19 protein-coding genes are annotated in these 20,207 nt (G+C 68.0%); 9 read left to right on the forward strand and 10 right to left on the reverse strand.

Features of this window, described 5'->3' with window-relative positions:
* Window positions 1-33 precede the first annotated feature (33 nt).
* On the reverse strand, window positions 34-795 hold the full coding sequence (locus OV287_RS11430; RefSeq protein ID WP_267534052.1) for a 3-oxoacyl-ACP reductase family protein: 762 nt from the start codon (window positions 793-795) through the stop codon (window positions 34-36).
* A 13-nt stretch (window positions 796-808) separates the two neighbouring features.
* On the opposite strand from OV287_RS11430, the gene OV287_RS11435 reads away from it, so the two are divergent.
* The gene (locus OV287_RS11435) at window positions 809-1,831 is read left to right on the forward strand and encodes a LysR family transcriptional regulator (RefSeq protein WP_267534053.1); all 1,023 of its coding nucleotides are present in this window, start codon (window positions 809-811) and stop codon (window positions 1,829-1,831) included.
* Window positions 1,832-1,850: 19 nt separating this feature from the next.
* On the opposite strand, the gene OV287_RS11440 is transcribed toward OV287_RS11435, so the two are convergent.
* Window positions 1,851-2,369 (reverse strand): hypothetical protein, encoded by a 519-nt coding sequence (locus tag OV287_RS11440; RefSeq protein ID WP_267534054.1) that lies wholly within the window; start codon window positions 2,367-2,369, stop codon window positions 1,851-1,853.
* 121 nt (window positions 2,370-2,490) lie between these two features.
* On the opposite strand from OV287_RS11440, the gene OV287_RS11445 reads away from it, so the two are divergent.
* Window positions 2,491-2,688 carry a hypothetical protein gene (locus OV287_RS11445; RefSeq protein WP_267534055.1) on the forward strand — a complete coding sequence of 66 codons (198 nt, stop codon included), beginning with the start codon at window positions 2,491-2,493 and terminating at the stop codon, window positions 2,686-2,688.
* Between the two features lie 30 nt (window positions 2,689-2,718).
* Here OV287_RS11445 and OV287_RS11450 read toward each other — a convergent pair whose 3' ends face one another.
* Together OV287_RS11450 and OV287_RS11455 are read right to left on the reverse strand one after the other, a co-directional pair.
* On the reverse strand, window positions 2,719-4,125 hold the full coding sequence (locus OV287_RS11450; RefSeq protein ID WP_267534056.1) for a ligand-binding sensor domain-containing protein: 1,407 nt from the start codon (window positions 4,123-4,125) through the stop codon (window positions 2,719-2,721).
* A 171-nt stretch (window positions 4,126-4,296) separates the two neighbouring features.
* The gene (locus OV287_RS11455; RefSeq protein ID WP_267534057.1) at window positions 4,297-5,061 is read right to left on the reverse strand and encodes a hypothetical protein; all 765 of its coding nucleotides are present in this window, start codon (window positions 5,059-5,061) and stop codon (window positions 4,297-4,299) included.
* Between the two features lie 240 nt (window positions 5,062-5,301).
* Between OV287_RS11455 and OV287_RS11460 the strand changes: the two genes are divergently transcribed.
* The 4 genes from OV287_RS11460 to OV287_RS11475 all read left to right on the forward strand — a co-directional run bounded on the left by OV287_RS11460 (window position 5,302) and on the right by OV287_RS11475 (window position 10,205).
* A complete protein-coding gene (locus OV287_RS11460; protein WP_267534058.1) occupies window positions 5,302-5,763 on the forward strand; it encodes a copper resistance protein NlpE N-terminal domain-containing protein in 462 nt (153 codons plus the stop codon).
* An 82-nt stretch (window positions 5,764-5,845) separates the two neighbouring features.
* Window positions 5,846-7,273, forward strand: a complete 1,428-nt coding sequence (locus OV287_RS11465) for a glycosyltransferase family 39 protein (RefSeq protein ID WP_267534059.1) — start codon at window positions 5,846-5,848, stop codon at window positions 7,271-7,273.
* Window positions 7,274-7,324: 51 nt separating this feature from the next.
* A complete protein-coding gene (locus OV287_RS11470) occupies window positions 7,325-7,936 on the forward strand; it encodes an SMI1/KNR4 family protein (RefSeq protein ID WP_267534060.1) in 612 nt (203 codons plus the stop codon).
* A 598-nt stretch (window positions 7,937-8,534) separates the two neighbouring features.
* A complete protein-coding gene (locus tag OV287_RS11475) occupies window positions 8,535-10,205 on the forward strand; it encodes a serine hydrolase domain-containing protein (protein WP_267534061.1) in 1,671 nt (556 codons plus the stop codon).
* 108 nt (window positions 10,206-10,313) lie between these two features.
* Here the strand turns inward: OV287_RS11475 and OV287_RS11480 are convergent, their stop codons facing one another.
* Together OV287_RS11480 and OV287_RS11485 are read right to left on the reverse strand one after the other, a co-directional pair.
* The gene (locus tag OV287_RS11480; protein WP_267534062.1) at window positions 10,314-11,570 is read right to left on the reverse strand and encodes a C39 family peptidase; all 1,257 of its coding nucleotides are present in this window, start codon (window positions 11,568-11,570) and stop codon (window positions 10,314-10,316) included.
* A gap of 39 nt (window positions 11,571-11,609) precedes the next feature.
* Entirely contained in the window at window positions 11,610-13,019 is a 1,410-nt protein-coding gene (locus OV287_RS11485; protein WP_267534063.1) for a M20/M25/M40 family metallo-hydrolase, read from the reverse strand.
* A 46-nt stretch (window positions 13,020-13,065) separates the two neighbouring features.
* Between OV287_RS11485 and OV287_RS11490 the strand changes: the two genes are divergently transcribed.
* On the forward strand, window positions 13,066-14,091 hold the full coding sequence (locus OV287_RS11490) for a dipeptide epimerase (protein WP_267534064.1): 1,026 nt from the start codon (window positions 13,066-13,068) through the stop codon (window positions 14,089-14,091).
* A complete protein-coding gene (locus OV287_RS11495; protein WP_267534065.1) occupies window positions 14,088-15,290 on the forward strand; it encodes a DUF819 family protein in 1,203 nt (400 codons plus the stop codon). The genes OV287_RS11490 and OV287_RS11495 overlap by 4 nt, the downstream gene beginning before the upstream one ends.
* Before the next feature lie 115 nt (window positions 15,291-15,405).
* On the opposite strand, the gene OV287_RS11500 is transcribed toward OV287_RS11495, so the two are convergent.
* The 3 genes from OV287_RS11500 to OV287_RS11510 are packed head-to-tail and all read right to left on the reverse strand — an operon-like array spanning window position 15,406 to window position 17,763.
* Window positions 15,406-16,407, reverse strand: coding sequence for a hypothetical protein (locus OV287_RS11500; protein WP_267534066.1), 1,002 nt, complete (start codon window positions 16,405-16,407; stop codon window positions 15,406-15,408).
* A gap of 3 nt (window positions 16,408-16,410) precedes the next feature.
* Entirely contained in the window at window positions 16,411-16,821 is a 411-nt protein-coding gene (locus OV287_RS11505; RefSeq protein ID WP_267534067.1) for a hypothetical protein, read from the reverse strand.
* Window positions 16,822-16,827: 6 nt separating this feature from the next.
* Window positions 16,828-17,763 (reverse strand): hypothetical protein, encoded by a 936-nt coding sequence (locus tag OV287_RS11510; protein ID WP_267534068.1) that lies wholly within the window; start codon window positions 17,761-17,763, stop codon window positions 16,828-16,830.
* Window positions 17,764-17,868: 105 nt separating this feature from the next.
* Here OV287_RS11510 and OV287_RS11515 point away from each other — a divergent pair, with 105 nt between their 5' ends.
* On the forward strand, window positions 17,869-19,083 hold the full coding sequence (locus OV287_RS11515) for a glycosyltransferase family 4 protein (protein WP_267534069.1): 1,215 nt from the start codon (window positions 17,869-17,871) through the stop codon (window positions 19,081-19,083).
* Here the strand turns inward: OV287_RS11515 and OV287_RS11520 are convergent.
* Window positions 19,014-20,204 carry a glycosyltransferase gene (locus OV287_RS11520; protein WP_267534070.1) on the reverse strand — a complete coding sequence of 397 codons (1,191 nt, stop codon included), beginning with the start codon at window positions 20,202-20,204 and terminating at the stop codon, window positions 19,014-19,016. The two genes, OV287_RS11515 and OV287_RS11520, sit on opposite strands and share 70 nt — an antisense overlap.
* Window positions 20,205-20,207 lie beyond the last annotated feature (3 nt).

Here is a 20,207-nt window from a genome sequence, read left to right on the forward strand (position 1 = left end):
GACGAACTCCTCTCGTGAGCGAGGGTTGAGGGCTCAGGCGGTGAACCCGCCGTCGATCTTCAGACTGGCGCCGGTGACGAAGGACGCATCGGGGCTGGCCAGGTAGGCCACCATGCCCGCCACCTCATCACCTTGCGCATAGCGCTGCACCGCGATGTAGCCCCGCACACCATCGGCGAACGGGCCATTGGCCGGGTTCATGTCTGTGTCGACGGGACCGGGCTGCACGTTGTTGACCGTGATGCCTCGCGGACCGAGGTCCCGGGCCAGGCCTCGCGTGAAGGAGGTGACGGCTCCCTTGGTCAGGGCATACACCGAGCCGTTCGCGAACGGGATGAAGTCGCTGTTGATGCTGCCAATGTTGATGATGCGGCCTCCCTCGCCCATGTGGCGCACCGCCTCCTGGGTCGCCACGAACACGCCCCTCACGTTGACCGCGACGAGGCGATCGAACTCCTCCAGCGAGAACTGGTCGATGGGCGCCAGGGAGGTGACCCCCGCGTTGTTGACGAGGATGTCCAGGCGTCCGAACGCCTTCACGGTCTGCGCGACGGCATTCCTGACGGCCTCGGGGTCCGCGCTGTCGGCGCGGATGGCAACCGCGCGCCCACCATCGGTCTCGATGGCCGCGACAACCGCGCCCGCCTTCTGCGGCGAGCTCGTGTAGGTGAGGGCCACGGAGGCGCCATCTCGCGCCAGCCGCTTCGCGATGGCCGCGCCGAGGCCGCGCGAGCCTCCGGTGATGAGGGCGACCTTGCCAGAGAGGGGACGTGGGTCTGTTTGGGTCTTCGACATGGTGAGTCTCCGGTTGAGCAACGATGACGAGGCGAACAATGGCCTCCGCATCTGCAACCGGGTAGCGGGTAATCCGTTGAATGACCTTCAACCCATGGTTGAGAATCACTCCATGGAATCGCTCAGCCACCTCGAATCGTTTGTTCGCAGCGCGGAGACCGGCAGCTTCTCGGCCGCGGCGCGACGACTCGGCCTGACGCCCGCCGCGGTCAGCAAAAACGTCGCGACGCTCGAAGCACGGCTGGGAGTGCGGTTGTTCCAGCGAAGCACGCGCCGCCTGACGCTGACGGAGTCCGGAGAGCGCTTCCTGCAGGAGGTCCGCGGCGGCCTGGAGACCATTCAGGGAGCCATCGCCAACGTGGCCACCGCCGCGGGTCAGCCGTCCGGGACCCTCAAGGTCAGCATGTCGCCTGCGTTCGGCCTCGATTACGTCCTGCCGCTCCTGCAGGAGTTCCTGACGCTCCATCCCGCCGTGCTGCCGGATTGGCAGTTCGACAACCGGCAGGTGGATTTGATCGCTGACGGCTTCGACGCAGCCATCGGCGGTGGCATCGAGCTGACGCCAGGAGTCGTGGCCCGCGAGCTGGCGAGGGCTCACATCATCGCGGTGGCGTCACCGGCGTACCTGTCGGGCAAGAAGCGGCCAAGGTCGCCAGCGGAACTGGCGTCGTTCAACGGCATCGTGATGCGCTCGCCGCAGAGCGGAAGGATTCGCTCGTGGGTTATGCGCACTGCAGCAGGTGACCCGTTCACGGTGGAACTCAAGCCGCGCGTGGTCCTGAATGATCCGGAGGCCATCTGCCGAGCCGCGGTCATGGGACTGGGGGTCGCCCTGGTCGTCATGCCGCACGCCTTGCCCTACCTGGAGAGCGGTGCGCTCGTCCGGCTCCTGCCCGATTGGTACACGGACGCCGGGCCGATCTCGCTGTATTTCCCGAGCCAGAAACTGCTGCCGGCGAAGACCCGTGCGTTCGTGGATTTCATAGTCGCCCGCTTCCAGCAGCAGCGTCTGGCGAAGAGGTTCTCGGCGGTTTGAGGTCCCGCGTTGCCTCGGGTTACGGGGACACCGGCTCGGAGAGGGTCGTGATCCTGCCTTCCATCTTCAGGGAGGCGGGCAGCCTGAGTCGGTGCGTGAGCGGCATGAAGCTGCTGAACGTCTTGTAGACGAGGATGTACTGCCGCTCCTTCTGGACCGGGTACTGGAGCACCGCCGTCCCGTCCTCGAGCGCGTTCTGGAGGTACTCGCCCCCGTACTGGGTGAGGGTCACGCCCTCCTCGATGGGCGCGATGGTGAGCGGATACCCGTAGCCGTTCGGGTAGACGTCCGGGTTCACCTGAAGGACGTCGGAGCTGATCTTCACGAGCCCGCTCGTCTGCGCGGTGACCACGAAGGCGTCGCAATGGAAGTACGGAGGACAGGGCTGGGAGCCGGTGGTGAGCACGCCGCGAAAAGCGCGAGACTGCTGCGGTGGGTTGGCCTCCGCCATCTCCTCGGAGGGCACCGCGGCCAGGGTGTAGGGGTGCGCCGGGGTCGGAGTCGTGTCGGTCGGCACGGGCTCCGGCTCGGTCGGCATGGGCTCCGGCTCGATCAGGCATCCGGTAGCGGCCACTTGCGCCAGAAGCAGGAACAGAACGACGGGACGTGACACGGAGCCACGCGTGTGAGCCGCCCGGGCAGAGGGCTGCAGGTGATTCATGGGTTTTCCCCTGAGTTGGCCGGCCCCTCTGCTCATGTTCGGAGCCGCGCCCCGTGCCGTCAACGGGAGATCGCAGCGCCCGGGCGTTGACGCGGCCTGGGCAACGATACGACGAGCATGCGCAGGCGGCTTCTTCGGGTGGAGCTACTACGCCACCCCCATCGAGCTGTTCGCCTACGCCACGGGCAACCCCTGACCCCCTGGCTCCACCAGGGGCTTCGCCGCCCTACGGTCCGCGGAGGACGGTCAGTCCCTGGTCGGTGAGGACGAGCAGCATGCTCGGCGTCACGGTGGGTTCATAGACGAGCTGCAGGACGCGTTGACCGGACACCTCCTGCACTCGGGTCAACGTCACGCCGTCCGGCTCCAGCCGCCAGAGGCCTTCGCCATTCGTGCCGATGTAGAGCGCGCCATCGTCCGTCGACTTGAGCGCGAGAATCCGATTCGTCGGCAGCCTGGCGAGCTTCGACCAGTTCCCCGCGGAACGAGACTTCGGCGTCATCGCCCAGACGCCGAACTCCGCGCTCCCCAGATAGTAGACACCCGAGGTGGTCTGCTCGAAGGCGCGCCAGTAGTCATCGGACGCCTGACCGTTGAGCACTTCGTTGAAGCCCTTGTACCTCCAGGGCGTGGGCCCTTCCCAGGTCTTCTCGCGGTCCCACTCCTCGAGCTTCCCGCTGGGAATGAGCACGCCGAGCATCTGCTCGTTCGCCACGAGGACGTCTCCGTTCCGCGCGAGGCCGAGCCCGTACATCGGCGGGCATTGGAGCGACTCGTTCTTCGAGCCGTCCGGATTGGTGGTGATGAGGTACCAGCCCGGATGACGGTGGCTGTTGTACGTGAGCCCCTGGATGCGCGTCACCCCGTGGTTCGTCGTGATGTAGAGGTCGCCGCGATACGGGCCGCGCGTCACGCGAGCACAGTTCAGGATGCTGCGATCCTCTTCGTAGTGAAAGTCGTTCGTGTTGTGGATGCCGATCTGCCTGCCCGCATTCGACGAGCCAATGGAGCGCCAGATGTGCTCCTCGAGCGCGACGGTCCCGTCCGCTTGGAGGCGGACCGCATCGAGATCTCCCTTCTGGTACTCGGCGTAGCGCTCGGGCGTGTAGTTCGGCTCGCCCGGCCCGGGGATGTACGTGCGCTGCGAAATCCCTTCTTCCCGCTGCATCTCGCGAGCGCGGTATCCCACGTACGCGCGCCCGGCCTCTCCGCCGCAGATGACCGTCGAGTCGACCGCGAGCGAATCCGAACCGAACGGCTGGCGCGCCTGGCCGATGCCCGTGGTCCACTTCGGAGCCGTATCGCCCGGGCGCATCACGCCGATGCGGTTGCCATCGAGGAACCAGAAGTTCAGCCCTTCATCGAGCCCCACGCTCTGTGGGGTGCCGACGCCAAACGACCGCGTGTAATTGAGCACCGCGTCCACCGGCCACGGCCCCGCGTCTGGCGGTGTGCCTGCATCCGGCGGCGTGCCTGCATCCGGCGGTGGGCCTGCATCCGGCGGAGTCCCCGCATCCGGCGGCTCGCCAGGCTCGTGCGGAGTCCCCGCGTCCTCCTCCGGTGGATCGGTCGGGGGCGTGCCGGCATCGTCTGGGGATACGGGAGGCGTCTCTGGGGGAAATTCGTTTCCCACCGAGGGCTCGGGCTCCTGAGTCACCGGCGGGCCGTCTGTCCTGGGCCGGTCAGTGCAACCCACCGCGAGGAGTGAAACGACCATGAGTCCTGCACCCACCACGCCCGCACGAATGCCCATCCGTTCCTCCGTCAACGGTGGCTTGCTCGCAAGTCTCGGGCCAGAAGGTGTCTACTGGGACAGACGGCCATGTCCGCAGCCGATACGCTGCTTGCCGATGGCCAGGTCATCGATCCACCAGTCGGTGGGTACCGAGAGGCCCTGGTAGAGAAAGACGCCGGTCTCGACCACCAGGAAGTCGGTGGCCTTCTCCCGCATGGGCGGCACCGTCGTGGGGGGATCTGAGAAGACGAACCGCTCGGGCCACTTGAGCTCGACTCCGTCCAGCCAGACGCGCGGCTCCGCGGCCTCCGGGTGAGAGCCATTGGCCCCGTCGAAGAGCCATTCGAGGCAGACCCACGCATTGAGCACGAGGGGCGTGTTGGAGACCTGCACCCACTCCGGGAATCCGGGCGGTTCGGGAGGGTGCCAGATGGCCATGTACTTCTGCTGGTAGGTGGCGACCTCGTACCAGTCGAGCGTATCGAACGCACGCGCGGTGCTTCCAGGCCGCGGGTACCGTGCGTTGAAGAGCCCCGCGTGTGACGCGGGTCGCTCGGGAGTCGTGTAGACGTAGGCTCGGCCCCACAGCACGGGACCGAACTGGGCGGGCAGGTTGATGCGGATGGTCTTCTTGGGGCCGCCCTGTGTCCCTTCCTTGCCGCCGACCAGCTCCTTGGCGTGCAGCGCGTACCTACCGGACCAGGCACGCGAGTCGTCCACGAGAAGCTGTCCGTTGAACTCGTCGCGATGCGCCGTCCAGCCGGCTGGCAGCGCCCCTTCCTCGAAGTCCCAGCACAAGGTCTCCTGGGTCGCGCAGCCGGTGGCGGCGGTCATTCCTCCACCCGGTTTCGGCGGGTTGTGTGCACAGGCGGCCATGAGGGCCAGCAGCAGCGTCGAGCATGAGATTCGGACAGGCAACACAGGAACCCCTTTCATTCGAGAGCACCATCATGCACTCGGCGCCGGCTTCGCCCGAGTTTCGTGCGTCCACCGACAGCGTGCGGTTGATAACGTCGCGGTCACGTTCCCGACCCCGTATGGGTCTGGAGTGCATGGATGGGGAGGCGCTTACCGATGAAGAACCTGCTGACTCTCGCCGCGATCGCATTCGTCGGTCTCTCGTGCGTGACGGACGGTAGCGAACAACCCGCGGATCCAGGGCGGCTCCTGCCGCCGACGGGCTCATACCGCTACGGCGTCTTCGAGGGGCGCGTCCCTTGTGGCGACTGTGAGCGGATCAAAGTCGGCCTCGCGCTGCATCGGAACGAGAGCGACGGGTCGCCGAGCCGGTACTACCTGGAGCGGATCTACGTGGGAAAGGGCAACGAGCGCTATCCCAGCTCGGGCACCTGGACGACGAGCGTAGGCACTCCTTGGGACGCCGATGCGGTCGTGATTCATCTCGACGACTCGGCGCCGCCGGAGTTCGCCACGTATCTGCTGGTGGACGAGAAGGTCCTGCTCTTCCTGGACCCTTCCCTGGAACTCCAGGTCGGCAACGCCGGGCACAGCTTCACCCTGTCGCGGACGCAGTGATTTCCAACAGGGCCAGCGAGCAGGCACCAGACGCCGCGATTCGTGGCAATCTCCGCGCCGGGAGCGGAGGCTCCCCGCATCGATGAAACCTTCCTCACCTCTCAAGCCCGCGTGGGAGCGGAGAATCGCCATTGTGGGCGCGGTGCTCGCCGTCGCGGTGGTGGCACTCAAGCGCGGCCGTCAGCACCCGGACGAGGTCTTCCAGTTCCTGGAGCCGGCCCATGGGCTGGCCTTCGGGTATTGGATCATGGCCTGGGAGTGGGTGGAGGGTCTGCGCAACTGGGCCGTCCCTGGGGTGCTCGGGGGCATCCTCGCGCTGTGCCGAGGGATGGGGATTGAGCACGCGTGGGCCCTGGCCTCGGTGGTGTGGGCCTGCTGTGCCGCCGTGCAGGCGTGGGGCACCCTGGCGTTGTTCCGTCTGGTCGAGGAGCGGGATGGTCGCGAAGCCGCGCTCCTGGCGGCGGCTGTCCACGTCACCTGGGGCGGATGGCTCCTCTACGCCGCGAGGCCCCTGGCGGACTCACTGAGCGTGGCGCCGTTGCTCGGGGCGCTCCTCTGGGCCTGGCGCGCCCGTGCCCGAGATGACCTGCGTGCGGGGTTCTGGAGTGGCGTCCTGCTGGGCCTGGCCTTCGTGGTGCGCTACCCCTCGGCGGTGTTCGGCGTGCCCATCGCGGTGAGCCTGCTGGTGGCGCGGCGCTGGCGCTCGCTGGCGGGCGGCGCGCTGGGCGTAGGCGTGGTGCTCCTGGGGCTCGGCCTGCTCGACTGGCTCACCTGGGGCGCGCCCTGGCACACCCTCTGGAAGTACTTCGAGTTCAACATCCTCACCGGTGGCTCGGTGAAGTTCGGCACGAAGCCCTGGTGGTGGTACCTGCCCACCCTGGCGGGGATGGTGCCGCTGCTGCTCGTCTGGCACTTCGGGCGCGGGCTGGCCCGGAGAGATCTGCTCGCAGGCTCCTTCGTCTTCTACCTCGGGGTGATGTCCCTGCTTGCGCACAAGGAGATTCGTTTCCTGGCGCCGCTGCTGCCGCTCTTCGTGGTCCTCGCCGCGGGACCGGCCTGGCGCACCCTCTCGCAGCGCGTCAGCTCCCGCCGGGTGCTCGGCGGGCTCGTGGGGGTGTACGCGCTCTCCTCGCTGGCAGCGGCTACCGTGGTGATGCCGGGCGGGCTCGCCACGGAGCAGATCGATGCCCTCGTCTTCGCTGGACGGGACCCCTCGCTCACCGGGCTCATCGTCGCCGGGCAGCAGGAATGGAATGTGAGCGGCCGGTTCTACCTACGTCGCGACGTGCCGCTGCTCGTGCGTCCCAAGCCCCTGGTTCGCGAGCTGGACGGCGCGCTCACCGAGGCTCAGTTCTCCCATGTGCTCGTCAACGGGTCGGCGCTCGGAGAGCAGCAGGTGGCGGCGGCGGGGTTCTGCGTCCTGCGGCGGTGGGGCCCGGTGGTGCTCTGGAGACGCTGTCCTTCCGCGAATGGCTCGGGGGAACTGCTCACGTCACCTTCTGGGCGGTGAGGGCCTCTGGTACCTGCCGGGGTGGGGGTGGGGTCGCTACACTTCGCGGTCATGACTGCGTTCGTCAAAGACGAAGATCGCCGCTTCATCGAGAACCTCATCGCCGACTACACGGCGACGGGCTTGATGATGGGGGTGGCGAAGGAGCCCGATGCAGACCCGGAGGATGGGGGCGTTCCACAGGCGATGTGGGCCGAAGAGGTGGACCCGGAAGGCTGGGTATCATGGAAGCCGCTCCCCTCGACGGTGACCGAGGCAGAGGTCCGTGCCCTCGAAAAGCAGTTCGGTGCCGAATTCCCGCCGCTCTTCCGAGCATTCCTCACCACGAGCTTCGTCATGGACCTGGGGGGCGGTGGCGTGCGTCTGCCGGCACTGCCGAGCGACGCGCCCCTCGGTGAGCTTCAGTCCATGCTCGAGGCCTGGTCACCGCTGCATGAGGCGGGCTACCTGGCCTTCGCGCATGACACGAACGACGCGGGGCCTCTCTGCTTCGACACGCAGCGGCGGCGCGAGGATGGCGACTGTCCCGTAGTGCTCATTGACCATGAGCTGGCGGGGGACATCGTCCACGGCGAGCCTCCCTTCCGCGAGAAGCTGGAGCAAATCGCCCAGCCGGCCTTCGAGTCGTTCCGGGACCTGTTGACCCGTGCGTTTCTCGACTGAGGCCAACGCGGGCGCTCCGGGGATGGACCGGAGCGCCCAGGGCCGACTCACTGCACGAACGTGAGCGCGCCAGCGGGCAGGGCGGTGCCCGAGGGCCACAGCACGTAGGCCGAGCGGCGGGAGTGGTCCCATGCCTTCAGCAACTCCTGGCGCTTGTACGTCACGTTCACCAACTCGTCGCTGGGGCAGGCGGGGTCATTGCAGATGACGTCCCCCTCCGCACGAGCGTGTCGGTGAAGACCTTGCCGCTCTCGTCCTCCTGCCGGTCCTTGCTGTGACGCACCACGGTGCCCTTCTCGTGTGACGGTCGGTGTGCTTCCTGTGCCCTCCACACCGGGGGCAGGCGAAGACGTCCCCACCGAGAAAATCACATCAAAAATCACATCATTCGTGAACGCTGGTCACATCCGCCACTCGGCTTCTCTTTCCTTTGGAAGCAGAAAATCAGACACCACCCGAATTGCAGCCGACTCCCATTGGGAGGCGCCAACCTGACCACCGCCGAGGCACACCTGCCCAATCACTGCACCACCGGCACACTCATCTTGATTCGAAGGAGAAAACTCTCATGACGGGTTGCGAATCTGGAGAACGAGCGATGATCGAATCCTCGAAGGTCTCCATGCGAGTGCCGCGGTGGCGACTACGCGTCGCACCGGCGTTACTGCTGGCCGTGCTGCTCGGCGCCTCCGCTCCAAGCTTCGGTGCGACGATGGACCGGCCGCTGCCCTTGCTCAGCCTGGCTAACAAGGTCCAAGGCTTCCCGAAAGCGAGCGACGGTGCAGGTCGGGTCGAAGTGCTTTGGGGCAATCCGAAGGCCAAATTGGTTCCCGTCGATGAGCCCGGGACGGGCAGCAGCTCCGGGACAGGGGGCACCACGGGGAATATCCCTGACCTCACCCCGGCCCACCCGGACGCGCGGAATACGGCCACCTGCAACTACCATGGCACCACCTCCCCGTCCGATGCGACTTACGCCAAGTTCGCCTCAAGCCTCGTTGGGCTAAAGGGAAACAAGGGCCTGACGCTCCAGAGTCAAGTCGAGTACCACCACGTCGGCGGCGCTTCGGTCGTGATCATCGAGAATGGAGCCATCACGCAGCACCACTGGTACGGCTGTCAAGATCGTCCGGCAGCCCGGCGCACCACGGCCAATACGATCTACTCGACGGCCTCGCTGTCGAAGTTTGTCAGCTCGATCGGACTCGTGATTGCCGACCGTCAGAAGGTCATTGACCTCGACCGTACCGTGCAATCCTATGCCAATGCCTATCCGAATAGCTTGCTGGCGGACTGGGTGGATGACAAATTCCGCGGCGGTACCGAGAGTTACCCACAACTCATTCCCGTGCGCCGCTTGCTCAACCACACCGCAGGCCTGGATACTGACTCCATAGGTGTGTGGCCACCAGGCGATGTCCCTTCGATGGTGGACGTATTCATGGGCACGGATGGACACAACGACTACTTCGACGGGGGCATTGAGCCGCTTTACACGCCGAAGACGAGGATTGAGTACTCGGGCGGCGGTTTCATTGTGGCCGAGCATATCCTCCAGCTCGCATCGCCGCTCGCGTTCAAGGACTACCTCAAGCAGAACGTCTTCGACGCCGCGGGCTTGTCGCTGAGCACCTTCGAGACCGCACAGACGTCGATGACGAATCTCGCCAGGCCCTATAGCTGCGAGAACTGCGGCTCCGGCATTTTGCAAACCACCGTCAAAGCAGCGAGTGGCCTGCTGGCAAACGCCCGTGAGTATGCAGAGTTGGTGGTTGCGCTCGCCAACGGCGGAGTCACTAGCAGTGGACGCCGCGTCATGCAGCAGTCGGACGTCAACACCATCCTGACGCCGGCCGCGAACGGAGCGTCGTCGTTCAAGCCCTGTTCCAATCCGGGCGCGACGACGACGATCGATTTGGGGACGAGCACCGTCAACGTCAAAGGGGTTGAGATCTCGATCGACCTCGGCACGGCGAAGGAGACGTGCGTGGCGGGGCAGTACCGCAGGGTGCTGTACGATGGAAGCGATTGGTCCGGGCTCGGGGTCGAACTCTCCACCACGATCGAAGCGGACGGCTATCCGCGTGTCGTCGATCACGGGGGCGATGAGCCAGGTTCGCGCACCTACTTCAAGATCGATCGCAGCACCGGCGACGGTATCGTCATCATGATCAACGGCGACGTGGAATGGGTCGACGGCGACGGACTCACGTATGGCGCCGAGCCTTTGATGGACGAAATCAAGGCCGCGTACGCCGCAGCGTATTGAGCGCAGTACTTGCGGTAGGGTGGGGCCAGATCCACCCTACGATTCTAAAGAGACGGTGCCGGTGACGCAGGCGCTCCGGGGGTTGGACCGGGAGCGCCTGTTCCCGCCTCACTGCACGAAGGTGAGCGAACCAGCGGGCAGGGCGGTGCCCGAGGGCCACAGCACGTAGGCCGAGCGGCGGGAGTGGTCCCACGCCTTCAGCAGCTCCTGGCGCTTGTACGTCACGTTCACCAGCTCGTCGTTGGGGAAGGCGGGGTCATTGCAGATGACGTCCCCCTCCGGGGTGAAGCCCTTCACCACGATGAGGTGCCCGTCCGAGCGCTGGATGGGCGAGCCGCTCAGCTCCCCCTTCTCGTAGGCGATGCTGATGCTGACGGGAATCCCCTCGGCGATGAGGCGCTCCACCTGCGTGAACGAGTCGAAGCGCGCCACCAATCCGTGCAGCGCCCCGTCCCCGATGGCCGAGCCATAGGCCGTGTTGAAGGGCCAGTTGCCCGTGCCCTCGTACACCGTGTCATACGTGTACTCGGCAGCCACCGGCACCGGCACCACGAGCTCGTTGCGGCCCAGCTTCCCGCCCCAGTACGCGAGAATCATCGAGACCGAGGTGGGTGAGCACCACGCGCCCCCATCCGGCGGGTAGAGCATCTGCGAGCGGCCCGGCACTTCCAGCACCGTCCCCCAGGCGCGCTTGTCCGAGGGCTCCTCCGTGGCCTTGCGGTCCGAGTGCGTCATCGCCGCCGTGAGCGCACGCACGCGCGGGCTCACCCCGGGCTTGGAGGAGAAGAGCCACACCGTCATTCGCAGGGCGTCCGCCTTCTTCTTGAGCGCGAGCGTGTCGGTGAAGACCTTGCCGCTCTCGTCCTCCTGCCGGTCCTTGCTGTGACGCGCCACGGTGCCCTTGTCGAAGGCCCACACGCCGAAGTCGTAGTCCTTCGTCCAATTGCCTTCCACGCGAGCGGCGAGCGTCAGCCGCACCCACGTGCCAGGCGGCGTCAGCACGTCGAACGAGGGCACCACGTTGTCGAAGCCGCCGGAGATGGTGTGCTCCTCCGAGGCCGCGCTGCCGAAGACGTAGCTGCCCGCGGGCAGCGGCGTCTGGGCATTGGGCGGCGTGTGGCTGGGGAACGGATCGGGCGTGGAGAGAGCCGTGGCCGCGTCGAGCTCGAGCGCTCCCTCCGCGGTGAGCGCGGTGCCTTGGCGGGTGAAGCGCTCGAAGTCGCGCGTCTGCGCGCTCTTCCTCCAGATTTTCGCCACCGGTCCTTCCTCCTGGGGTGTTGGCCGGGCCTGCCACGTGCAGGCCGTCAGCGTCGAGGCCAGCAGGACCAGATACAGCGGAACTCGGGTCTTCGTCGGGGTCTTCATCAGGCTTGCTCGGGTGCTGTCGGGGAAAGGGTCCGGGGGCTACTTCGTCAGCTCGGACAGGAGTTGGTAGACGAACTCGGCGCCAGGCTGGAGCGAGGCCACGGGAATCCGCTCGTTGGGAGCGTGGGCCGTGCGGGCGTCGTCCGGCGTGAGGGCGAAGAGATCAATGCCATATGCGTGAATGCCCGCCCGACGCAGCGCGGTGGACTCGGTGGTGCCGGTGGACATGCGGGGGAAGACGGGGGCGCCCGGCCACACCTTCGCGGCGGCGGCCGTGGCGGCGCGGAACATCGCGTTGCCTCCCACGGGCGAGGCGGGCGAGTCCGGCGGCGTCATGTTCAGCTCCACCTGGATGTCCTTGTCGGCCACCGCCTCGACGAGCCGAGTACGGAAGGCCTGGATGTCCTCGTCCGGGAGCAGCCGGCAGTTGACGGTGGCCTCGGCGGTGGCGGGGATGACGTTGGGCCGGGTGCCGGCGTTGAAGACGGTGGGCACACAGGTGGTGCGCAGCACGGCGGCGAGGGCCGGCTCCAGCCGGGCGATGGCATCCACCGCCTCCTGAGGCGGGTTGTCCGGCGAGGCCGAGAGTCGCTTCAGGGCCTCGCCCAGCTCGCCGCCCGTCACCTTCACGCGGCCCTCCACGTTCAGCCGGGTCACGGGGGTAAGCCGGGTGGGGAAGGTGAGCGTCCCGACGCGGGCCACCGCCGCCGCCAGGCGCACCATGGGGTTGGGCGCGGCCGGTGGGACCGAGGAGTGTCCGCCGGGGCCGGTGGCCTTCAGCGTCACGTTGCGCGACACCCGCTCCGCGGCCTGGAGGTTGACGAAGCGCACCCGGCTGCGGTCCTCGGACAGCTCCGTGAGGCCGCCCTCGTTGATGGCGAGCTCCGCCTCTCGCAGCTCCGGGTGGTGCTCCAACAGCTTGTCGATGCCGGCCTTGCCGCCCGCCTCCTCGTCCGCGCTGAGCACCAGCACCACGTCGCGCTTCAGCTTCACCTTGTCGCTCTTGAGCCGGCGCAGCGCCAGCACACTGGCCGCGGCCATGCCCTTGTTGTCCTGGACGCCGCGCCCGTAGAGGAAGCCGTCGCGCTCGGTGAGCGTCCACGGGTCCGACGCCCACTCCTCTCGTTTCGCGGGGACGGTGTCCAGGTGGGCGAGCACCAGCACGGGGCGTGCGCCTCCAGTGCCCTTCAGCCGGGCGAGCAGGTGGGCACGTCCGGGCACGGGCTCGAAGAGCTGGGACTCGATGCCGGCCTCGCGGAGCCAGCGCGCGGCCACCTGGGCGGCGGCGGCCTCGTTGCCCGGAGGGTTGGAGGTGTCCACGGCGATGAGCTCGGTGAGCAGCGTCCTCATCTCCTCGGCGGCCCGGGGCGGGGCACTACGGGACGGGGCGGCGGCGTGGCTGCAACCCGGCACGGCCAGGAGGGCGAGAGCGAAGAACAGGGGGCGCATATTCTCAGTCTATGGTAATGGCGGCTCTCCCTGGGAGGCTCATCGCATGTCACTTCCGATGGATGTCCGAGTCATCGAGCTACCCCTCCGCCACGCCTGGACGATCTCGCGGGGGACCAGCACCTCGAAGCGCAACGTCATCGTTGAGCTGCGCGAGGGCAACCTGATTGGCCGGGGCGAGGCCGCCCCGAACGTGCGCTACGGGGAGTCCGCCGAGACGGTGACCGAGGCGCTCCAGAAGCTCGCTCCGGCACTCGATGGCGACCCGCGTCATTTCCGTGTCCTGTCGGAGCGCATCGAGGAGGCCCTGCCGGGCAACCACGCGGCGAAGGCGGCGCTGGACATTGCGTTGCACGACCTGGCCGGCAAGCGCATGGGAGTGCCGCTCTACCGCATGTTCGGGCTGGACCCTTCGCGGATGCCCATCACGTCGTTCTCCATCGGCATCGACGATCCGGCGGCCATGGCCCAGAAGGTGCGCGAGGCGGAGCCGTACCCCATTCTGAAGATCAAGCTCGGCGCGCAGTCGGTGCGCGAGATGTTCGGCGCGGTGCGGGCCGCCACTCCCAAGACGGTGCGGGTGGATGCCAACGAGGCCTGGAAGCCGGACGAGGCGCTGAAGCACATCGAGTGGCTGGCGACGCAGGGCGTGGAGCTGGTGGAGCAGCCGCTGCCGGCGGCGGACGTCGAGGGAGCGAAGTGGCTGCGCCAGCGCTCGCCGCTGCCGCTGGTGGCGGACGAGGCGTTGATGATGGCCTCGGATGTGCCGCGGCTGGCCGAGGGCTACCACGGCATCAACGTGAAGCTGCAGAAGTGCGGTGGCATCCGCGAGGCGCTGCGCATCATCGAGACGGCGCGCTCCTGCGGGCTGAAGATCATGCTGGGGTGCATGGTGGAGACGTCGGTGGGCATCGCCGCGGCGGCGCACCTGGGGCCCCTGGTGGACTGGCTGGACCTGGACGGCAACCTGCTCATCTCGGCGGACCCCTTCAAGGGGCACCCGGTGGTGGAAGGGCGCATCCGCCTGGGTGACGGGCCCGGGCTCGGCGTGGAGCCGCAGTCCAGCCCATGACCGAGCCGCTCATCCAGAGTCCGATGGCGGTGCTCGCGGTGCTGCTGGCCGTGCTGTCGCTGCTGTTCGCCGCCGAGCGGCACCCGGTGGTGGGGCGCGTCTTCCGGGTCGTGCCCATCCTCGTGCTCGTCTATTTCGTGCCCACGCTGCTGTCGAACACGGGCATCATCCCCACGAAGTCGGACCTCTACAGCTACGTGTCGGCGTACCTGCTGCCGACGAGCCTGGTGCTCCAGGTGCTGTCCATGGACCTGCCGGCCATCTCCCGGCTGGGACGCAGCGCGGTGGTCCTCTTCCTCGCGGGGACGGCGGGCATCATCCTCGGGGGGCCCATCGCGTACCTGCTGCTGGGCTGGCTGGTGCCGGCGGAGCTCGGAGACCAGGCCTGGAAGGGGCTGGCGGCGCTCAGCGGCTCGTGGATTGGCGGCAGCGCCAACTTCGTGGCCATCGGGCAGAGCATCGGGACGCATGACAACACGCTGAGCATGCTGGTGGTCGTGGACGTGGGCGTGTCGAACATGTGGACGGCGGTGCTGCTCTACTTCGCGGGCCGTGAGCTGGCGATGGACACGAGCATGGGCGCGGACCGGCGGGCCATCGACGTGGTGCGCGAGCAGGTGGAGCGCTTCCAGGCCTCGGTGCTGAGGCCCGCGAGCCTGACGGACCTGGTGTGGATCCTCACCCTCGGGTTTGGCACCACGGTGGCGTGTACGGCGTTGGCGAAGCAGCTGCCGGACATCGGCACCATCATCACGGGCTTCACCTGGGTGGTCCTCCTGGTGACGACGGTGGGCGTCGTGTTGTCGTTCACCCCGCTGCGCAAGCTGGAGGGGGCCGGGGCCAGCCGCGTGGGCATGCTGTTCCTCTACGTGCTGGTGATGACCATTGGCGCGAAGGCTGACTTCCGGCGGTTGCTGGATGCACCGGCACTGGTGGCGGTGGGCATGGTGTGGATGGTCATCCACGCGGCCTTCATCATGGGGGCGCGGCGGCTGCTGCGGGCACCCATCTTCTTCGCGGCCGTGGGCTCCCAGGCCAACGTGGGTGGAGCGGCCTCGGCGTCGGTGGTGGCAGCGGCCTTCCATCCGTCGCTCGCGCCCGTGGGCGTCATGCTGGCGGTGGCCGGTTACGTGCTGGGCACCTACGGCGGACTGGTCTGCGCGCTGCTGCTGGAGCAGGTGCACCTGCTCATCCACTGAGCAGTGCAGCCGCAGCCGTCCTCCCGCGAGTCGCGGCCATCCTCCCAAGAGGAAGTGCCTGATTGGGATGGCTCTCTCCTCGCGCACTGACGCGGGTTGCCCCCTCGAAGTGTGCTCAGCCAGACCGGGCGGTGCGTGTCTCCTCGATGAGTCGCACCGCCTCGTGGGTCCCGTTGACGTAGGAGGGGACTGGCCGCTCGGAGCACGCTGAGGACCCGCTTCGCAGCAGCACCCTCACGCGCTCGAGGGCCTCATCGAGTGAGGAGATCCGCTCGGAGGCCCGGAGCCGCAGCGCCTGTCGGTCATAGAGTCGGGGCTGGGCGATGGCCACCAGCGGTGTCCCCGTGGCGCGTGCTTCCTGGACAGTGTTGTAGCCGCCCGCGCCTACGAGGACGTCGATGCCTCGCATGACCGACAGGGCCGGCCAGAGCCGCGGCGGGGCACTCGGGGACAGCAGTCTGACGAAGGCTCGTAGGTTGGGCGCGCGTTGGAGGGTCTCCGCGAGCGCGGCGGATTCCTCCACCTCTTCCGGTCGGCCACAGGCCAGCACGGCCACCACGGGCACCATTTCTTCCCCGGCCGGCACGCCTAGCTTCCTGCGTGCGGTGGGGACATCCAGCAACTCCCCGGCATCCAGCAGGAGCCAGGGCGGCGTGCTCGCGGCACGCGGGTGATGGGCGAATGGCGCGGGCTCGCCGGGGACGATGAGCCGGTCGAAGGTGTCGATGAACCGGGCCAGTCCGAAACGCTCGACGTAGTCCGGGTGCAGGTCCCGGTGCACGAGCACCTTCCGCGCCTTCATTCCTGGCAGCAGCGGTGCGAGCTCTCCGCCGAGCCCGCGCGGGAAGGTGTCCACGACGAACACCTCGGGGCGGACACGGTCGAGCAGCTGCTCGATGGCCTCACGCACCGCGTGCTTGTCGAGCTCCGCGCCGAGTCGGTGGACGTTGCCCTCGCCCAGCTCTGTCTCCAGCGGCAGCTCGGGCGCGAAGGGGCTGTTCGTCACGAGCTCCACCCGGTGGCCCCGCTGGCGGGCCGCGCGTCCGAGCGCCATGGAACGCGTGAGGTGTCCCAGGCCTCCGCCGAGCGCATAGAGCAGCCAGTGTTCCTTGCTCATGGCTCAGCTTCCGCCCATGTCCTCCTCGAACTCGCGCCTGTCCTTGTTGGCCAGGCGCAGGGGCATGCCATCAGCCTCGGTGAAGTCGTTGGGATCGTGGAGGACGTCATGGCCCCAGTAGCCATGGCTGTAGTAGCCGTAGCCCCGGTAGTAGTAGCTGGAATAGAGGTAGGGGTCCGAGTCCGCGCCCTCAGTCGGACGGCGGAACTTCGCGGCTCCGGCCTCCTCCTTGCGCGTGGCCTTGAAGCAGTCCGTGCACACCTGCTGGCTGTTCCACGGATGAGAGTGCTCGGCGCAGATGGGCTTGTCGCACTGGGCGCAATGCTGGAGGGCGGGCCGGGGGCAGTCGTGCGCGAAGAGGAACCCGGCTCTCTCCTGGCAGGGGCCGAGCGGCTCGTGGTGGGAAGGGGACATGTGTGCTCAGCCCGTGGGCGGGTGCACGGCCTTCTTGTCGAGGGCGCGTGACAGGTTGAGGAGCTGGTAGAGGCTCAGGAACGCCATCGCCACCACCCGGACGCCGTTCAGCTCCGGGGGGCCGTGGGTCCGAGGCGGCGGGGAAGGCGCGTCACCGGCGCGCCACGCGGAGTCCACGACGAGCGTCAGGTCGATGCGATCCGGGTCCACGCTGAGATCCTTGAGCCGGGTGCCCTTGAGGATCTGCAAGGCTCCCTCGGCCTGGGAGCCTATCCGTGCGAGGTGCTGGTAGCGCTCGGGCTTCACCCGGAGCCGCAGACGCAGGAGCGCGTCCGACTTGCGTTTGTTCTGGAACTTCGTCTTTCCCCGCGGCGTGGTCTTCGTCCGCTTGCGCATCTGGATGCGCTCGGTCATCTCCAGGCTGAAGTGCGTCCCGTCCAGCAGCCGTCCTTGCAGGGAGAGCCACGGGTCCAGGTAGTGCTTCACGTTCCAGCCGCTCCGGGTCCTGCTGTCGTTCTTGTACTTGTCCGAGTGCGTCTCCGGGCGCAGATCGAGCTCGAGCGTCACCGGCTCGTCTGGGGAGATATCGGCCTGGAGGAGCCCCACCGTGTGGGAGACCAGCTCGTAGCGCCGGTTCTCCAGGTTCAACCGCTCGTAGCGGGAGCGCAGGATGAAGGCGACGATGCCCACGAGGGCCAGTCCCCCTCCGCTCCAGAGCATCACCACGGAGAGCTCGAAGTCCTCCACGACGACGAAGCCCACGAACAAGAGGAGCGTGGCGGCGACCAGGGTGCCGCAGCCCACGTTGAAGGCCCGGCCCTGCTGCTTCTCCTTGATGGCATCGAGCTTCCCCATCCGCTGGAGGTCCTCGAGCACCTGGGTACAGGGGAGGCTGGCGCGGTAGATGGTCTCCTTGCTGAACAGCTCGACGTCGACGGCCAAGGTCCGCTCTCGGAGTGAAGGGGAGGAGGAGCGTAGGAGTCCGCCCTCTCGATGGTCAATCGGGGGTTGGTGCGGAGCGCCCCCAGACGGGATACTGCGCGGGCCGTGTCCTCCTCCGGAATCATCTACGCGTCCTTCGACCGCTTTCCCGCGCCCAAGGGAGCGGCGGTCCACATCCGTGCCTTCGTCGAGGCGCTCGGCCGGGCCTTTGGCGGGTTGGATCTGCTGGCCATCGGGGGTGAGGCAGGCGAGCCGCCGCCGGAGGGCGTGCGCTTCCACCCGATGCGGGCGCAGGGGCCGGATCTCATCCAGCAGGCCATGTGCTTCCGGGGTGAGCTCGCGGCTTGGTGGCGAGGGAGGGAGCGGGCATCCGTGGTGCACGTGCGCTCCATCTTCGAGGGCTACCCCATCGCCCGGCGCAAGGAGCAGCTCACCGAGCATCTGGTGTTCGAGGTGAACGGCCTGCCCTCCATCGAGCTGAAGTACCACGCGCCCGCCGTCGCCGATGACGACGAGCTGCTGCGCAAGCTGGTGGCCCAGGAAGACCTGTGCCTGGAGAATGCGGACCTGCTTCTCACGCCGAGCGGGGTGACGGCTCGCCACCTGGAGTCGCGAGGCGTGGCGCCCGGCCGCATCCGCGTCATCCCCAACGGAGTGGACACCGGGCTCTTCTCCTACCAGGCGCCTCGTCCCTGGGAGGACCGGCCCGTGCGCCTGCTGTACAGCGGGACGATGACCTCGTGGCAGGGCGTGCACCATGCCATCGAGGCGTGCCGCCTGTTGCGCCGCGACGTCCCAGCCCAGCTCACCCTGGTGGGCCCCGCGCGCAGGGAGCAGCGCCGCGAGCTGCTGGAGATGTGCGGTGAGCTGGTGGGCGAGGGCGCGGTGGAGGTGCTCGATGCCCTGCCGCAGGCGGAGCTGGCGAGGCTTCACCATGCTTGTGACGTGGTGCTGGTGCCGCTGCCGCCCAACGACCGCAACCTCGTGCAGGGATGCTGCCCGTTGAAGCTGCTGGAGGCGATGGCTTCGGGCACGCCGGTGGTGGCGAGTGACTTGCCGGTGGTGCGCGCGGTGGCGGAGCACGGGGTGCACGCGTTCCTCGTCCGTCCGGGCTCGCCCAAGGCGATTGCCGAGGCGGTGCGTGCGTTGAAGGCGGACCCGGCGCTCGGCCCGCGGATGAGCCAGCAGGGGAGGGCCCACGTCGAGCGGGACTTCACCTGGGCGCGGGCGCAGGAGTCGCTGGTGGTGGCCTACGAGGAGGCCTTCGGGATGGTGCGGTCCAGCACCCGCTGGAGCGCCGCGGCCTCGGCCTGTGCCTGAAAGCGCTCCTCGATGCGGGCGCGGGCCGCGGCGCCGATGGTGGCCCTGCGCTCCTCGGACAAGCTGAGCACGTCGATGACTGCCTGCCCCAGGTGGTTGAGCAGCGCCTTGGGAACGAGGAAGCCGTTGTGCCCGGAGTCGATGGCCTCGGGGATGCCGCCCGCGTCGCTGGCGACGACCACGCGGGCACAGGCCATGGCCTCGAGCATCGCGTTGGGCATGCCATCCCAGAGGGAGGGCTGGAGGTAGACGTCGCACAGCCGCAGGTGGGCCGCCACGTCCTCGGGTGCATCGAGCCGGCCGGTGACGAGGATGCGCGCGGCATCCTCGGGGTGCTCGGCGCGGAAGGCGGTGAGGTGCTCCTGCTCGCGCGAGCGCACCTCGCCGATGACGAGCAGACAGGCAGGTCGCACCTTGCGCACCTCGGAGAGGGCGGACAGGAGGAAGGGGACGCCCTTCTTGTGGCGCAGCTCTCCGGAGAAGCCGAGCACGAGCTCGCCGGGCTGGATGCCGAGGCGCTCGCGGAGTGCGGGGTCTGCCGGGCCGGGGCGGAAGAGGGTGGTGTCCACGGCGTTGGGGATGACCTCGACGCCCGGGTCGTGCCCGAGCAGCATGGTCATCTTGCGTCCGAGGTCTCCCGAGGCGGCGGTGAGGACGGTGGCGCGCTGGAGCGTCCAGAGGAGGCGGGCGAAGTCCCCCGGGGGGAACATGGCCTGGTCCACGTCGTTGCCGCGAGCGCTGACGGTAGAGGGGATGCCAGCGAGCCCGGCGAAGGTGACGGCCATGAAGCCCGGGGGCGAGAGGTAGTGCCCCCAGACGAGTTGATAGCGGCGCTGCGAGTGCAGGAAGTCGAGCACGTCGAGCGTGTGCTGCATGGAGGTGTCCGTCTGTCCGAAGAGGCCGAGCCGGTGCAGCGTGGCCCCTCGGGCGGAGGCGGCGACTTCGCCCGCGTCGAGCGACTGGAGGGCACCGGGGGGCAGGGTGCGGGTCCAGGTGAGGACGTCCACCTGGGCGTCGAGCCGGGCCAGGGAGCCCGCGGTGCGAGCACCGCTGCGCGCGAGGCCTCCCAGGTCAGGAGGGAATCGTTCCGCGATGAGGAGGATGCGTGGGCCGCTCGGCATGGC

Origin of the sequence: Archangium lansingense, assembly GCF_026626635.1 — a bacterium.
Classification (GTDB): Bacteria; Myxococcota; Myxococcia; order Myxococcales; family Myxococcaceae; genus Archangium; species Archangium lansingense.

Excerpts from the sequence above, each read along its gene's own strand:
- OV287_RS11430 (WP_267534052.1), bottom strand. The coding sequence starts at position 795 with ATGTCGAAGACCCAAACAGACCCACGTCCCCTCTCTGGCAAGGTCGCC.
- OV287_RS11440 (WP_267534054.1), bottom strand. The coding sequence starts at position 2,369 with ATGCCGACCGAGCCGGAGCCCGTGCCGACCGACACGACTCCGACCCCG.
- OV287_RS11445 (WP_267534055.1), top strand. The coding sequence starts at position 2,491 with ATGGGTTTTCCCCTGAGTTGGCCGGCCCCTCTGCTCATGTTCGGAGCC.
- OV287_RS11455 (WP_267534057.1), bottom strand. The coding sequence starts at position 5,061 with ATGACCGCCGCCACCGGCTGCGCGACCCAGGAGACCTTGTGCTGGGAC.
- OV287_RS11460 (WP_267534058.1), top strand. The coding sequence starts at position 5,302 with ATGAAGAACCTGCTGACTCTCGCCGCGATCGCATTCGTCGGTCTCTCG.
- OV287_RS11465 (WP_267534059.1), top strand. The coding sequence starts at position 5,846 with ATGAAACCTTCCTCACCTCTCAAGCCCGCGTGGGAGCGGAGAATCGCC.
- OV287_RS11470 (WP_267534060.1), top strand. The coding sequence starts at position 7,325 with ATGACTGCGTTCGTCAAAGACGAAGATCGCCGCTTCATCGAGAACCTC.
- OV287_RS11475 (WP_267534061.1), top strand. The coding sequence starts at position 8,535 with ATGATCGAATCCTCGAAGGTCTCCATGCGAGTGCCGCGGTGGCGACTA.
- OV287_RS11480 (WP_267534062.1), bottom strand. The coding sequence starts at position 11,570 with ATGAAGACCCCGACGAAGACCCGAGTTCCGCTGTATCTGGTCCTGCTG.
- OV287_RS11485 (WP_267534063.1), bottom strand. The coding sequence starts at position 13,019 with ATGCGCCCCCTGTTCTTCGCTCTCGCCCTCCTGGCCGTGCCGGGTTGC.
- OV287_RS11490 (WP_267534064.1), top strand. The coding sequence starts at position 13,066 with ATGTCACTTCCGATGGATGTCCGAGTCATCGAGCTACCCCTCCGCCAC.
- OV287_RS11495 (WP_267534065.1), top strand. The coding sequence starts at position 14,088 with ATGACCGAGCCGCTCATCCAGAGTCCGATGGCGGTGCTCGCGGTGCTG.
- OV287_RS11500 (WP_267534066.1), bottom strand. The coding sequence starts at position 16,407 with ATGAGCAAGGAACACTGGCTGCTCTATGCGCTCGGCGGAGGCCTGGGA.
- OV287_RS11505 (WP_267534067.1), bottom strand. The coding sequence starts at position 16,821 with ATGTCCCCTTCCCACCACGAGCCGCTCGGCCCCTGCCAGGAGAGAGCC.
- OV287_RS11520 (WP_267534070.1), bottom strand. The coding sequence starts at position 20,204 with ATGCCGAGCGGCCCACGCATCCTCCTCATCGCGGAACGATTCCCTCCT.